At 58.9% G+C, this 14,602-nt stretch carries 11 protein-coding genes; 6 read left to right on the forward strand and 5 right to left on the reverse strand.

From position 1 onward, the window contains the following. Positions 1–241: 241 nt before the first annotated feature. The 5 genes from rlmKL (at position 242) to rmf (ending at position 6,635) form a co-directional block, all read left to right on the forward strand. Positions 242–2,437, forward strand: a complete 2,196-nt coding sequence (rlmKL, locus tag IU367_RS10905; RefSeq protein ID WP_274454375.1) for a bifunctional 23S rRNA (guanine(2069)-N(7))-methyltransferase RlmK/23S rRNA (guanine(2445)-N(2))-methyltransferase RlmL — start codon at positions 242–244, stop codon at positions 2,435–2,437. After that, a complete protein-coding gene (locus tag IU367_RS10910; RefSeq protein ID WP_274454308.1) occupies positions 2,437–2,673 on the forward strand; it encodes a glutaredoxin family protein in 237 nt (78 codons plus the stop codon). Before rlmKL ends, IU367_RS10910 begins: the two co-directional genes overlap by 1 nt. Positions 2,674–2,739: 66 nt before the next feature. Further along, positions 2,740–4,650, forward strand: coding sequence for an ATP-binding cassette ATPase Uup (gene uup / locus IU367_RS10915; protein WP_274454309.1), 1,911 nt, complete (start codon positions 2,740–2,742; stop codon positions 4,648–4,650). A gap of 8 nt (positions 4,651–4,658) precedes the next feature. Further along, positions 4,659–6,296, forward strand: a complete 1,638-nt coding sequence (locus IU367_RS10920; RefSeq protein WP_274454310.1) for a DUF3466 family protein — start codon at positions 4,659–4,661, stop codon at positions 6,294–6,296. Between the two features lie 159 nt (positions 6,297–6,455). Further along, the gene (gene rmf, locus IU367_RS10925) at positions 6,456–6,635 is read left to right on the forward strand and encodes a ribosome modulation factor (protein WP_005315693.1); all 180 of its coding nucleotides are present in this window, start codon (positions 6,456–6,458) and stop codon (positions 6,633–6,635) included. Positions 6,636–6,719: 84 nt separating this feature from the next. Here the strand turns inward: rmf and fabA are convergent, their stop codons facing one another. The 4 genes from fabA to IU367_RS10945 form a co-directional block, all read right to left on the reverse strand. Next, positions 6,720–7,280, reverse strand: a complete 561-nt coding sequence (gene fabA, locus IU367_RS10930; protein WP_042037785.1) for a 3-hydroxyacyl-[acyl-carrier-protein] dehydratase FabA — start codon at positions 7,278–7,280, stop codon at positions 6,720–6,722. 81 nt (positions 7,281–7,361) lie between these two features. Further along, entirely contained in the window at positions 7,362–9,338 is a 1,977-nt protein-coding gene (locus IU367_RS10935) for a Lon protease family protein (RefSeq protein ID WP_274454311.1), read from the reverse strand. Between the two features lie 227 nt (positions 9,339–9,565). Further along, positions 9,566–10,843: a tyrosine-type recombinase/integrase gene (locus IU367_RS10940; RefSeq protein WP_274454312.1), complete on the reverse strand. Its 1,278-nt coding sequence runs from the start codon at positions 10,841–10,843 to the stop codon at positions 9,566–9,568. Positions 10,844–11,135: 292 nt separating this feature from the next. Next, positions 11,136–11,456 (reverse strand): YebG family protein, encoded by a 321-nt coding sequence (locus IU367_RS10945; protein WP_043135339.1) that lies wholly within the window; start codon positions 11,454–11,456, stop codon positions 11,136–11,138. A 172-nt stretch (positions 11,457–11,628) separates the two neighbouring features. On the opposite strand from IU367_RS10945, the gene IU367_RS10950 reads away from it, so the two are divergent. After that, positions 11,629–12,525, forward strand: coding sequence for an esterase/lipase family protein (locus IU367_RS10950; protein WP_274454313.1), 897 nt, complete (start codon positions 11,629–11,631; stop codon positions 12,523–12,525). 36 nt (positions 12,526–12,561) lie between these two features. Here the strand turns inward: IU367_RS10950 and IU367_RS10955 are convergent, their stop codons facing one another. After that, positions 12,562–14,532 carry an SDR family oxidoreductase gene (locus IU367_RS10955; protein ID WP_098984041.1) on the reverse strand — a complete coding sequence of 657 codons (1,971 nt, stop codon included), beginning with the start codon at positions 14,530–14,532 and terminating at the stop codon, positions 12,562–12,564. Positions 14,533–14,602: the final 70 nt, after the last annotated feature.

Raw genomic sequence — 14,602 nt, forward strand, 5'->3', positions numbered from 1 at the left:
CGCCACGGATGTGGAATATGTTCAGCCTGCTGACAAGGGAGATATAACCCGGTTCAGATTGTCGCTATTTTGCGGTGATACCCTGTCACTTCATCAGGTGAGTTGGCGCAAGGCATCCATCCTGGTATCAAGGGAAATGGCAGAATGGGCGGGGAGGTGAGCCGGCCAACATGTAGAGAAACGCCCTGTTTCTGGCGTCATCACCAAGCTTTTGCTGCTCAGGATCGGCTCTTAAGGTATAATACGGCACTATTTTTATGGCATCCCCGTGAGCGTGATGAAAGAATTTTTTGCAACCTGCCCCAAGGGGCTGGAAAACCTGTTGGCCGACGAGCTGACCACCCTGGGCGCAGAGCAGGTCCGTGAGACGGTCGCTGGTGTCCATTTCAAAGGCGAACTGGCCATTGGTTACAAGGCCTGCCTGTGGAGCCGTTTTGCCTCCCGCATCGTGCTGGTGCTGTCCGAATTCCAGATGAACGACGATCTGGATCTCTATCTCGGCGCCCACACCATCCCCTGGGAAGAGCATTTCTCCGGTACTTCCACCATAGCGGTGGACTTTACCGGTACCAACCCCGCCATTCGCAATACCCAGTACGGCGCGTTGAAGATCAAGGATGCCATCGTCGATCGCTTCACCAAGCGCGGTCACGTGCGCCCGGACGTGGACAAGAAATCGCCGGATATTCGCATCATGGCGCACCTGGGCAAAGGCAAGGCCAATATCACGCTGGACTTGTCAGGCCCGGCGCTGCACCAGCGTTTCTATCGTCAGGGCACAGGCGAGGCGCCGCTCAAGGAGAACCTGGCCTGCGCCATGATTGCCCGTAGCGGCTGGGCCTGTGAGCCCATGATGGACCCCATGTGTGGCTCCGGTACCTTGCTGATTGAAGCGGCCTTCATCGCCGCCGACATGGCGCCGGCCCTGCGCCGCGAACGCTTCGGCTTCGATCGCTGGCTGCAGCACGATGGCGAGCTGTGGCAGAGCCTGATGATGGAAGCCCAGGTGCGGGCCAAGCGTGGCATGCAGCGCTGCGAGGTTAAGCTGTTTGGCTGCGATGCCGACCCCCGTGTGCTGCTGAAGGCCCGCGACAACGCCAAGGCGGCCGGTGTGGCCCACCTCATCACCTTCAAGCAGGCCGATGTCACCGCGCTGGAAAACCCGTTGCCGATGCCGGCCCCTGTTGAAGGGGAAGAAGGTCAAGGGGAGGCCCGCCAGGTCGGCATGCTGATTTCCAACCCGCCCTATGGCGAGCGTCTTGGCGAATTCCCGGCGCTGCTTGAGGTGCATCAGGCTCTCGGTGATGCCCTGCGTCGCAGCTTCCAAGGCTGGAGAGTCTCCATTCTCTCTGCCTCGCCTGAACTGCTCAGCTGTCTGCGCCTGCGCGCCGACAAGCAATATCGCCTGTTCAACGGCGCCCTCGAGTGCCAGCTGCGCAACTACCAGATAGCGCTCGACTCGGTGGCCTCCCAAAAAGAGGTGGCACAGGACTTTGCAAACCGTCTGCGCAAGAATCTGAAGACGCTGGAGAAGTGGGCCAACAAAGAGGGCATCGACTGCTATCGCCTCTATGATGCCGACTTGCCGGAATACAACGCCGCCATCGACCGCTATCAGGATTATCTGGTGGTGCAGGAGTACGCCGCGCCCAAGGACATCCCCGCCCAGAAGACCCGTCAGCGTCTGCTCGATATGGTTCAGGCCGCCATCAAGGTGACCGGCATGGACGGCGAGAAGGTGATCCTGAAGGTGCGCGAGCGCCAGGAGGGCAAACAGCAGTACCAGAAGCTCTCCGAAGAGCAGCACCGGATGGAGGTGCAGGAGTACGGCGCCCGTCTGTGGGTCAACCTCTACGACTACCTGGATACCGGCCTGTTCCTCGACCACCGTCAGACTCGTCGCATGCTGGGTCAGATGGCCAGGGGCAAGCGCTTCCTGAACCTGTTCGCCTATACCGGCAGTGCCACCGTGCACGCGGGTCTTGGCGGCGCCAGCGAGACCACCACGGTCGACATGTCCCATACCTACCTGAACTGGGCGCAGGACAACATGCGACTCAACTCGCTGGTGGGTCGTCAGCACAAGTTTGTGCAGGCCGACTGCCTGAAGTGGCTGTCGGAAGCGGACGATCAGTACGACCTCATCTTCATCGATCCGCCCACCTTCTCCAACTCCAAGCGGATGGACGAGAGTTTCGACGTGCAGCGCGATCACCTGTTGCTGATGCAGCACCTTAAGCGACTGCTGGCGGCCGATGGCACCCTGGTGTTCTCCAACAACAAGCGCCACTTCAAGATGGATCTGGCCGGGCTCGAGGCCGCGGGTCTCAAGGCTCGCAACATCACCCAGCAGACCCGACCGAAGGACTTCGAGCGTAACCAGCATATCCACAACTGCTGGATCATCACCCACGCCGAGGCGCCAGCGCAGGCGTGATGCTGACCCTGTTTCACACCGACGGCTGCCATCTGTGCGAACAGGCATGGGGGCTGGTGGAGGAGGCCGGGCTGGCTGGCCAGACCCGCCAGAGCGACATCATGGACGATGCCGGGTGGCTTGCCGCTTATCGGGTACGCATTCCGGTGCTGCGGGATGAGGCCGGTCGCGAACTGGGCTGGCCCTTCACCCTGGTTGAGTTGAAAGCCTGGGTTGCACGTCAGGATGAATGCTGATTTGACGATGAAACGGGAGCAGACCCAGTCTGTCGCCCGTTTTTTCATATGAAATAAGGAACGAAAATGGCTCTTTTAACATTGCACGGCGCTTGCTTGTCGTTCAGTGATTTCCCGCTGCTCGACAATGCCGAGCTCAGCATAGAGCGCGGTGAGCGCCTCTGTCTGGTCGGGCGCAACGGGGCGGGCAAGTCCACCCTGATGAAGGTCATCGCCGGCGAACTGCCGCTCGATGACGGTCGCATGGTGCAGCAGCAGGATCTGAAGGTGACTCGCCTCGAGCAGGATCCGCCCGCCTCCAGCGATCTGACCGTGTTCGACTACACGGCCGAAGGGCTGGCCGGCGTCGGCGAGCTGCTCAAGCAGTATCACCATATCTCCATGGAGCTGGCCCACGATCCCAGCGATGCCAACATTCGCATCATGAGCGAGCTGCAAGAACAGCTCGATTATCAGAATGGCTGGCAGTTCGAGACCCGTATCAGCCAGGTGCTGACCCTGCTGAACCTCGATCCCGACGCGACCCTGGATAGCCTCTCCGGTGGCTGGCTGCGCAAAGTCGCCCTGGCCCGGGCGCTGGCCTGTGACCCCGATCTGTTGTTGCTGGATGAGCCGACCAACCACCTGGACATCGAAGCCATCAACTGGCTGGAAGAGTTCCTGAAAGATTTCCGTGGTGCCATCGTCTTCATCTCTCACGATCGGGAGTTCATCCACAAGCTGGCGACCCGGATCATCGATCTGGATCGTGGCGAGATCACCTCCTGGCCTGGCAACTACGATCAATACCTGCTGGGTAAAGAGGAGTGGCTGCGGGTCGAGGAGCTGAAAAACGCCGAGTTCGATCGCAAGCTGGCGCAGGAGGAGGTGTGGGTTCGCCAAGGGATCAAGGCGCGCCGCACCCGCAACGAAGGGCGCGTTCGTGCCCTCGAGGCGATGCGGATGGAGCGTTCCCAGCGTCGCGAGCTGCAGGGCAAGGCCAAGCTGCAGATGGACGATGTGAATCGTTCCGGCAAGCTGGTGTTCGAGACCGAAGGGTTGGGGCTGGACTTTGGCGATCGGACCCTGTTCCAGGGGCTGGATCTGCAGGTGCTGCGCGGCGACAAGATTGCCCTGGTGGGGCCCAACGGTTGCGGCAAATCCACCCTTATCAAGCTGTTGCTCGGTCAGCTAGAGCCCAGCCGTGGTCTGGTCAAGGGCGGCACCAAGCTGGAAGTGGCCTATTTTGACCAGTATCGTGATCAGCTCGATCCCGAGCAGACTGTGATGGACAACGTGGGGGAGGGCAAGCAGGAAGTGATGGTGCGTGGTCGCTCCCGTCACATTCTGGGTTACCTGCAGGACTTCCTGTTTGAACCCAAGCGGGCACGTACCCCGGTGAAAGCCTTGTCAGGAGGCGAAAAAAACCGTTTACTGTTGGCCAAATTGTTCTTGAAGCCCAGTAATTTACTGATCCTCGATGAACCAACCAACGACCTGGATGTCGAAACGCTGGAACTGCTGGAAGAGCTGCTGGCAGACTATCCTGGCACCCTGTTGCTGGTGAGCCACGATCGTCGGTTTATCGACAATACGGTGACCGGTTGCTGGCTGTTTGAAGGGGATGGCCGCATCAGTGATTACGTGGGGGGGTATGCCGATATGATGGCGACCCGTGCCTTGCAAAGCACGCAACAGGCGGCGAAAGTGGCGCAGGCCAAAACGCCAGAGCCTGTCGCTGTGGCGAGCCAGGTGGTCACAAAAACCAAAAAACTCTCTTACAAGTTGCAGCTGGAGCTGGATAATCTGCCAGCCCGACTGGAACAGCTGGAGACTGAGCTTGATGCCCTGCAGGCCGAGGTAAACCATCCCGGTTTCTTCGCCCTGCCGAGCGATCAAACCCAGCTCAAACTGGATGCCCTGAATGCAGCAGAGGCTGCATTGGAACAAGCCTTCTCCCGTTGGGAGGAGTTGGAAGCGTTGAAACATCAGGACTAAGGAAGTAGATGAAAAAGCAATTATCCATGCTGGCCATTCTGGTCAGCGCCAGCCTGCACGCCCAGGCGGCACAAGACCCCTTTTTCAAAATCATTGATGATGAAGTCAAAGGCTATGCCAGCGGGATCAGTGCCGATGGCAACGGGCTCATCGGGATCAACACCAAAAACGACATGGCCGAGCACTTCTCGACCGTACGTTTCGCCGACTTCCTGGTCGATCGTTTCCGTTTTGAGCAGGGCTGCATGCTCTCCAACTCGGTCTGCAACACCTTCTGGAGCGACAAGAGCAACTTTGCTTATCAGTGGCGCGTCGACTTTCTGGCCAAAACAGATCAGCGCAGCAACGTAGGGTCTGTGGTCAGCAACGAAACCGATGGTCTGGTCACCGCTTTGGGCGACGTATCGGGCACTCGCGTCGGTTACAAGATGGATGGCAAGCTGCGCACCGCATTTGCCGTCGTCGAAGAAGGCAACAGCGTCAACCTCAAGGATGGCGCCAGCACCCACAGCCTGAGCGTGCCGACCAGCATCAAGAAGCTGGACAACGGCCAGTATCTGGTGACAGGCACCGCCGCCACCGGCAAGAACATCGCCGTCAATTCCGAGACCTACAACTGGTGCTTCGCCGGCAACGATGGTCAGTATGGCGACTATCGCTACTGCCCGGGCCTCAACACCCAGGCCAGCTTCTGGTTGCTCAACAGCACAGGCACCTTCAACAAGCTGGTTCAGGCCAATGAATATGCCCGTGGTCGCAACGAGGTGGTGCAGACCGCCTCCGCGCTCGGCGTTGGCAAATTCAACGGCAGCCTCTACGGGGTGGGTTACTCCTCCACCGGCGAGATAGGGACCAACTACCTGGATGGTCGCAACCTGGCGGCATACTGGACGCTGGATCTAGATAACAGCAAGGTGGGCACCACCCAAATCATACCGCTGGCCGAAGGCGAGCCGGGCAAGGATGACGCCAAGCTGCAACACAGCTGGGCCGTGGGGGTCAATGACAACGGTTATGTGATTGGCAACCAGCTCTATCGCATCAACAAGGGCCAGAACCGCCCGGTCGAGATGTTCGTGTTCAATCTCAACACCCCGACCACCAATGCCGTTGTTTCCCTGCAGGACAAGCCGCTGAGCGGCTCTGGTTCCGAGGCGGCCGCCATCAACAACCACAACATGGTGGTTGGCTGGCGTGATTCCCGTCATCAGACTCAGCCTGTGGTCAACGGCACCAACCGCATGCAGGAAGGTTTCCTGCTCAACGCGGCGACCAGCAACAACTGGTATCTGAACGACCTGATCTGCGGGCTGGACGATGCGGGTGCCAAGCAGTGCGCCCAGAACGGCTACTACTATCACATCGCTTATGCCAGCGGCATCAGCACGGATGGTACCGTGGCGGCGACGGCTTTCCGCTATAACAGCGAGAGCGATCTCAACAACCGCAGCAATGCCACCGTGGTCAGCGTGAAGCTGGCGCCGGTTGTGACCGACTACAAGAACAACGATCCTGCCGGTTATGTGGTCGCCAACGCACCGGTCAACAACCAGACCGGTCAGGATGGTGGCAGCGGTGGTGGCAGCCTGTTCTGGTTGACTCTGCTGGCTCTGCCATTTACTTGGCTGCGCCGCTACCAACGATAAAAAGGCATGTCACTAAAAATTAATGCGGTTCAGTGTCTTGTGTCACAATGACCGGATAGCATGGAATTTTTTGTTTGACCCTGCCCACCCTGTGGGGTAAAGATGAAAGCGACCGATGAAAAATTGGTCGCTTTTTTTGTTCCACGAAGAGGGTCGTAGATGATGAAGAGACAGAAACGGGACCGTCTGGAAAGAGCTCGTGCTCGTGGTTATCAGGCTGGCGTGGTCGGCAAACAGAAAGAAGCGTGTCCGTATCAATGCCTGGATGCCCGAGGGCATTGGCTTGGTGGTTGGCGTGACGCCATGGAAGGGCGGGGCTCAGGCCTCTTCATGAAGTAATAGGTACTTCATCACTCATTACAAAAGGAAAGGGGCCATCGCGGCCCCTTTACGTTATCTCTGTCTTACCACGGGATCAGTCGATCAGAATGCGGTGGTATCTTTGAACAGGCCCACTTTCAGGTCGGTGGCGCTATAGATGGGACGGCCATCCACTTCCACCACGCCATCGGCGATCCCCATGACCAGCTTGCGGTTGATCACGCGCTTGAAGGTGATCTTGTAGGTCACTTTCTTGGCGGTCGGCAGGATCTGGCCGGTGAATTTCACTTCGCCTACACCCAGTGCACGGCCTTTGCCCGGGCCACCCTTCCAGCCGAGGAAGAAGCCGACCAGTTGCCACATGGCATCCAGCCCCAGGCAGCCAGGCATCACGGGATCACCCGGGAAGTGGCAATCGAAGAACCAGAGGTCCGGCGTAATGTCGAGCTCTGCCAGGATCTCGCCCTTGCCATGCTCGCCACCGTTATCGTTGATCTTGACGATGCGATCCATCATCAACATGTTGGGGGCGGGCAGCTGACTGTTACCCTCACCAAATAATTCGCCACGGCTGCAGGCAAGCAGCTCTTCACGGGTAAACGAGTCTTTGCCTTGTTCACACAGGGAAAGGCGGGCATCAATGGCGGTATTGTCTAGGGTCACGCTGTTTATCCTTCATATGGGTCAAAGCCGGGCCAATTTAGCGTACACTTGTGCGCTAAACAACTCCGATCTCTTCTTTTATTACAAGCTGAACAACCGGCCCAGCAGGCGACGGAGCAAGCCACCCTTGAACGCTGTGCCATTCAGTTCATCCAGGCGCTGCTGAATTCGGCCGAACAGGGTATCCGGCATATCCGGTTCACCCGCCACGCAGCCGGTCAGCAACTCGATAGCCTCTTCCACATGATCCACCGGATGAATGTGGAACTGACCCGCCGCGACGGCGGCAATCACCTCGTCGGAGAGGTTGAGCTGCTGGGCATTGGTGCCTGGCAGCAGTATGCCTTGCTTGCCATTGAGGCCATGGATCTTGCACACCCGGAAGAAGCCTTCAATCTTCTCGTTCACACCACCCACCGCCTGCACATTGCCGAACTGATCGACGGCGCCGGTGACGGCAAAGTGCTGATAGATGGGCTGGCGGGCGAGGGCGGAGAGCAGGGCACACAGGCCGGTGAGGGAGGCGCTGTCACCATCGATCTCGTGGTAGGACTGCTCGAACACCAGATTGGCAGAAAGCGGCGAGGGGTTCTCTGCACCAAATTTGTTGGAGAGATAACCGTGGATGATCATCATCGCCTTGGCGTGGATATGACCAGCCAGCTCGGCCTTGCGCTCGATATCCGCCACGTCGCCATCACCCAGATGCACGGTCGCGGTGAGGCGCACCGGTTCACCGAAATCATAGGGGTGGCCCGAGACCTGGATGACGGAGAGGCCGTTGATCTGGCCAATCTCTTCACCATCGGTCTGCAGCAGGATCTGACCATCGATGACGCCCTGATCGGACTGTTCCACCAGGTAGTTGAGGCGGTAGTCCTGCTCTTCCAGGGCGAGTCGGATATGCTCATCAGTCACGGTTTCGGCTTCCATCTCGCGGGCCAGGCTGTCGGCCATGCGCATGATGGCACCAAGCTGGATCTCGGACAAAGAGAGCCACTCCTGATGATCACACAGGCGGCTGGCGTGACGGCAGATGGCCGCAATGGCGGCAGGGGTGAAGTCCAGCAGAGCCCAGCGTTCACGGATCCAGGCGAGGTATTGCAGGAACTCTGGCAAGTCTTCCTCAATATTGACCTCTGACACCAGATCCGCTCGCAGGAAGATGCGCTCGGACATGTCTCTGTCCAGCATCTGGAACTCGGCCACTTCGAGGCGATCGCCAACCAGGATCAGCTTCAGCCGGATAGGGGTCGCTTCGGGGGTGAAGAAGGGGGTCAGGGTCTTGCCTTCCTGATAGGCGTTCCAGTCCAGCTCGCCTTTCTGGATGGCGTTCTTGAGCTTGAACCAGAGGTGGGGCTGATCCAGCAACTCGTCGAGTTGCAGAATAAGGTAGCCACCGTTGGCCTGGCGCAACAGGCCGGGCTCCAGCAGATGCTGGTTGGCATACACAGAGCCTTGCTCGGTCTGATAATTGATGGAGCCGAACAGGGTATCCCAATTCAGATCCCGGCCATAAATCACGGGCGCTTCCTGCTCTTCATGATGGATCAGCAGGTTGATGAGCACGGGATGCTGGAACTCGAGTCCCTGGGCCACATGGGCCGCCAGATCGGAGAGGAAGTCATCTATCTTGGGATCGTTGTTCTGCTTACGCATGATGCGGGTGACCAGGCGCTCGGCATCCAGATGGTGGCTCATCAGCTTGAGCAGCTCGCCAACCATTTCACAAAATTCGACGCCGCTGCCGGGCTGCAGACGCAACCAGATAGGTTTGAACGGGTTGTTCAGGTTTTCTGTGTAACAGAGATCGAACAGATCACCATCCTTGCCATTGGAGGCGGCGATCAGCGTCTGACACACACCTTCATAATCTGCACCGGGGAAACCGTTGAGCAGCATGACCGGGCAGTCGCCATCAAAACTGGCGAGACGCTTGATGCCGGAAATGGCTCTGGGTTGCAAGGCGGCGAAGGGTATGGGTTCGATCTCGCTGAGGGCAGGTAACTGTTCAATCGCAAAAGCGGGTTTTAGTTGTTCTGATGTTAATTCAGCCACTTAAGACATCCGGTCGGAGATAGGATCAATTGTTTCCATTATACACAGTTCAATTAGTGGGAACAGGAAACAAGATATCATATTTAACATAATATACATTATGCGCGGTTGTGGTTTATTGGGCTGAGCGAGGTGCCAGGTCCGGGCTTATCAGGCCGGAGATTCTCGCTATTGGGTTTGGCCATTGAGCATGCCATCTTGATTGTTATCTCTCACTCATTGCCCGTTCATTCGTGCAACCGATCCAGCGGTTTGTGGTTGGCACTTTCATGGCGTTCGCTGTTGCCGGTGTGCAGATACTTTGAGGTGGTGTCTATGCTGTCATGGCCCGCATCGGCCTGCACATGGGATAGCGGCCGCCCGTTGAGATTGATGTCGTGGGTAATGCCGGTGTGGCGAATGGAATGCGGGGTCAGGTTGCGCATCTCGGCGGCGTCCTGGGTAAAGCCGTCTTGCTCAGCCAGGTTCGCTGCGGTCTGGATGACCGTCATGACCAGTTCACGCAGTTGGCGGATCCCGAGATTGGCATTAAGTTCGCCTTGTTCCCGGCCGTGTGCAGCGGCCTTGTGGCGTACAAAGAGCGGCGTCTGCTCATTGGGTGCCGGCAATGGCGACAATCCCAGAAAGATGCGATAGCGTTCGAGAGCCTCCAGCAAGGCATGGGATACCGCCACTGTGCGCCGCTTGCCACCCTTGCTGCGTGGAATGTAATACCCCCAGACGCCGGTTTTTCCGTCGCGACGAAACTGGCCCATGACGGGCGTGAAACCGGGTCTGGCTGCCACCTCGGAGATGCGCAGATAACAGGCGTACATCAGGCTTATCAGGAAGCGGCTGCGCTCGTGCTGATCTTGTGATTCGGTTGCCAGCCGGTCGGCGGCTTGCATCACGTAGGACCATTGCAACTCGCTGAAGGCCTGGCCCTGATCATCGGGCTCCTGCTGGACCGGTCGCTTGACTCGCTGCAGCAGCAGAGCCGGATTTCTGTCCATGTACTCTTCCTGGATCAAAAACTGGAAGAAGGCCGACAGGATGGCGAGCTTGGTCTTCATTGCCTGCTCGCTCAGACGGTATGGCAGCTCGCGGCCCAGTTCCCGTTTGCCGAGAAAGGGTCGCCACAAGGGATTGGGCAGCCGCTCTCCCCACTCCTTGTCGAGGATGAACTGTGCAACGTTGCGGTAGGCAATCAGCGGTTCTGGCGGCGCCTGGCAGTAGTCGAGGTAGCGCATCATGATGCGCCGGGTCAGATCTTTCGGGCTGATGGCCAGCTCGCTGAAACACCAGTGCAGAAACGTCGTCAACTCGCTGCGGTAGGTCTTGTAGTTGTTCTCGTTGTGGCGCTGTTCCAGCAGCCAGTCGACCGCCAGTTCGTAGACGAGACCCGCATCGGGCACGTCGTTCAGGCTGAGGTTGGCCAGATACTGGTTGACCTGGGGATTGCCCGCCTCCAGGTGAGCCAGGCCATCAAACAGCGGCATGGCGGGCGGAAGTAACATAGAGGTCATGGTGGTGCTTGCTTGGTTCATGGAATGGAGGCCGGCAGCCCCGCTCAAAAGCTGATGCCGATAAATGGGGTTATCGGCATCACTGTGTGACTGACAATCCGGGTATATGTGAGATTGAATCGTCCGTTGCAACCTGTGTGCACAACATGATGGCATTATTCAATGGATATGCACGATGGTTGGAAAATTCTCGGAGTAAATAGCCGTAAAAATGATTTTTAATGCTCAATATGTGAATGGTTTGCGAAGGCGCCATGAGGATAATGTCAACCTGACGCCTCTCCCCCGTCCCTCAGGCTACGCTCTTGAGGGATTTCCCCTTGGGCTTGTCGGCATCGCTCTTCTCTGCCGTCTTTTGGGGCTCCTCTTTGGGACTCCCCTGCCCCTTGCCACCGCGCAGCACGTTTTGCAGTACATCACGCTGTTCGGCCAGGTAGAAGGCCAGGCTCTCCTGCTGTTCGGGTTCGAGGGCGACAGGTGCCCCCGCCAGCAGGGTCATCAATTCATCGGCGGTATCCAGCAGCTTGTCATAGGCATCCGCCTCTTTCTTGCTGGCAAAGGTCATCTTCTCCACTCCCCCACGCACGACAACATATTTGATCTCAACGGCCATAGTGGCGTCCTCCTCATGATAGTGACCACAAGTATATGTACGGATATACAGTATTGCAAATAACCCTGTCCAACGGGCGTTTATCATGGTGGTCGGGCCGATTACGCGGCCGTTATCACATTGATGAAAGGGTCATTTGACATCCGCTTTACGCAAGTCGGATGATGGGCTCATGACGATCACAAGACAACTGCTCATACTGCTGCTGGTTGAAGTGACGCTCCTCGGGGGCATCGCTCATCTGGTCATTGGTCTCTCTCCCCTGCTCTCCCTGCTATTTGTGGTGCTGGCGCTGCTGGGGCTGCGCTGCCTGGTGGTATTGCTGACCTGGGGGTTCTCCCGCTTCTACCCTGTCCCCGCCATCGGTCTGCGTGCCTGGCTGCACATGGTGATCCGGGAGATGTTCGCCTACCTGCTCACCTTCACCTGGCTGCTGCCGTTTGAGCGGCTGCTGATGGCGCCGGACAGGCTCACCCCGTCCCCCCTGCCGCTGCTGCTGGTACACGGTTACGGCTGCAGTCGCGGGATCTGGCGGCTGCAGCGCGCCCGCCTGGAAGCCGCCGGCCACGTGGTTGCCACCGTGACCCTGACTCCTCCCTTCGGTCATCTCGATGACATGGTCCCCCTGCTGGCCAGGCGTATCGACGAGGTGCTGGCCGCCACCGGCGCCGCTCAGCTGGTGCTGATCGGCCACAGCATGGGCGGGCTGGTGTGCCGCGACTACCTGGCTCTGGCCGGTGGTGGCAAGGTGGCGCAACTCATCACCCTGGGGACCCCTCATCAGGGTAGTCAGCTGGCTACCCTTGGCCTGGGAGACAACGCACGGGAGATGGAGCCGGGCTCCGGCTGGCTGCAACGTTTCGCCGCCGTGCCGCTGTGCGTACCCGGGATTTCGGTGCGCACCAGCCATGACAACTTCGTGTTGCCCCAGTCCCGTCAGCGGATGGAGGGTATGGAGGACATAGAGCTCGCCGCCCTTGGCCACCTCTCCCTCATCTACTCGCGCCGTACCACGGCCCTGCTGCTGACCCTGCTTGCCCGCTCCCAGCCACAAACGAAAAGGGCCTGATTGCTCAGGCCCCGGTTTATCGAATGCTTCCTCAAATCAGAAGTGAATGCCCTTGATCAGGGTAGATACCGCCATCTGATCCGCAGAGGCCTTGGACTCGCCGCCCTCTTTGGGATCCGAGAAGGTGCGGAAGCTGGTGTTCATGATCACCTGGGCCACCCGCGGCGCCAGGGCATGGATCACCTGACCGAACACCCCGAGCCGGGTGGCCAGTCGCACATGCTTGTTGATGATGGTGTCGCACACCAGATCGGCGGCCTCTTCCGGCGTCATCATGGGCACCTGCTCATACACCTTGGTCGGCGCCACCATGGGGGTTTTCACCAGCGGCATGTTGATGATGGAGAAGTTGACCCCCTTGTCGGCAAACTCGGACGCCGCGGTGCGCACCCAGGCGTCGAGCGCCGACTTGGAGGCGACGTAGGCGGAGAAGCGCGGCGCATTGGTCAACACCCCGATGGAGGAGATGTTGATGATGTGGCCCTTCTTCTTCTCGATCATGGTGGGCAGCACCCCCATGATCACCTTGAGGGTGCCGAAGTAGTTGAGCTGCATGGTGCGCTCCAGATCGTGGAAGCGCTCGAAAGAGTCCTCTATGGCGCGGCGGATGGAGCGGCCGGCATTGTTGATGAGGATGTCCACCCCGCCATGCTCGGCCACTATCTGCCGGGTGATCGCCTCCCCCTGCGCCAGATCCGCCAGATCCCCCTGATAGACCTGCAGGGTCAAGCCCTGCTCGGCAAACTCGGCCTGGGTTTCGGCAATCTTGTGTTCGTCCCGGGCAATGGTCAGCACTGTTGCGCCCGCCTCGGCCAGCTTTCTTGCGGTAGCCTTGCCGATGCCGGAGGTGGCGCCGGTGATCAGCACTACCTTGCCCTCGACCCGGCCGCGCAGGGTGCGATCGATGAACAGCTCGGGGTCGAGGTGACGCTCCCAGTAATCCCACAGCCGCCAGGCATAGCTGTGCAGCGGGGGCACCTCAATGCCGGTCCCTTTCAACACCCGCTGGGCTTCACGGTTGTCGAAGCGGGTGGGATAGTTGATGAGCCGGAAGATGTCCTTGGGCAGGCCGAGATCGGCGATCGCCGCATCGCGAATGCGCCGCACCGGCGTCAGCGCCATCAGCATGGTCATCAGATGGCGGGGAATGAAGCTGAACAGGGCCGCATTGATGCGAATGGCGGGCTCGGGCGCATGGGCTGCGCGGGAGAAGGTGCTCAGCATGTCGCCAACCCGCATCGGATGGGAGTCGGTCAGGTGGAACGCCTTGTTGTCCTCCCCCTCCAGGTGAGCGATGTGATCGATGGCATCCACCACGAAGTTGACTGGCACCAGGTTGATGCGCCCCCCTTCGACCCCGATGGCGGGCATCCAGGGCGGCAGCATGCGGCGCAGCTTCTGGATGGTCTTGAAGAAGTAATAGGGGCCGTCCACCTTGTCCATCTCGCCGGTATTGGCATCCCCCACCACTATCCCGGGTCGGTAGATGCGCCAGGGGATGGTGCTCTCCTGGCGCACTATGCCCTCGGCCTCGTGCTTGGTCTGGAAATAGGGCATGTCGAGGTGTTCGGCCTCATCGAACATGTCTTCCCTGAACAGACCGTCGAACAGGCCGGCCACTGCTATGGAGCTGCAGTGATGGAAGCAGCGGGCGCCGAGTCGCTCGGCCAGTTGCAGTGCCTGACGGGTACCCTCGGCATTGACCTGCTGCTGAATGCCTGCCTTGGCGTTGAGATCATAGATGGCGGCGAGATGGAGGAAGTGATCGATCCGGCCGATGAGCGGCTCCTGCTCGGCCACACTCACGCCGAGTTGCGGATGGGTCATGTCCCCGACAACCGGAATGGCGCGCTGCGCGTCGACCCCCCAGTAGGCCAGCAGATCGGGTACCCGCTCAAGATGGGCTGCGCGCATCAAGAAATGCACCCGGCTATTTGGGCGCTGCAGCAGTTTTTTAATCAGCCGGCGGCCGATAAAACCGCTGCCCCCCGTGATGAAATAGTCCATGGTATTTATTTCCCTTACTGATTGGGCTGTTAGTTGCTGTTAGATATATCACGCTTCAAATGGAAATATT

It is taken from the genome of Aeromonas bestiarum (assembly GCF_028751155.1).
GTDB classification, from domain to species: domain Bacteria; phylum Pseudomonadota; class Gammaproteobacteria; order Enterobacterales; family Aeromonadaceae; genus Aeromonas; species Aeromonas bestiarum.

Coding starts and splice junctions, on each gene's coding strand:
- IU367_RS10920 (WP_274454310.1), top strand. CDS start 4,659: ATGAAAAAGCAATTATCCATGCTGGCCATTCTGGTCAGCGCCAGCCTG.
- IU367_RS10950 (WP_274454313.1), top strand. CDS start 11,629: ATGACGATCACAAGACAACTGCTCATACTGCTGCTGGTTGAAGTGACG.
- IU367_RS10955 (WP_098984041.1), bottom strand. CDS start 14,532: ATGGACTATTTCATCACGGGGGGCAGCGGTTTTATCGGCCGCCGGCTG.
- IU367_RS10910 (WP_274454308.1), top strand. CDS start 2,437: ATGCTGACCCTGTTTCACACCGACGGCTGCCATCTGTGCGAACAGGCA.
- IU367_RS10945 (WP_043135339.1), bottom strand. CDS start 11,456: ATGGCCGTTGAGATCAAATATGTTGTCGTGCGTGGGGGAGTGGAGAAG.
- IU367_RS10940 (WP_274454312.1), bottom strand. CDS start 10,843: ATGACCTCTATGTTACTTCCGCCCGCCATGCCGCTGTTTGATGGCCTG.
- rmf (WP_005315693.1), top strand. CDS start 6,456: ATGATGAAGAGACAGAAACGGGACCGTCTGGAAAGAGCTCGTGCTCGT.
- uup (WP_274454309.1), top strand. CDS start 2,740: ATGGCTCTTTTAACATTGCACGGCGCTTGCTTGTCGTTCAGTGATTTC.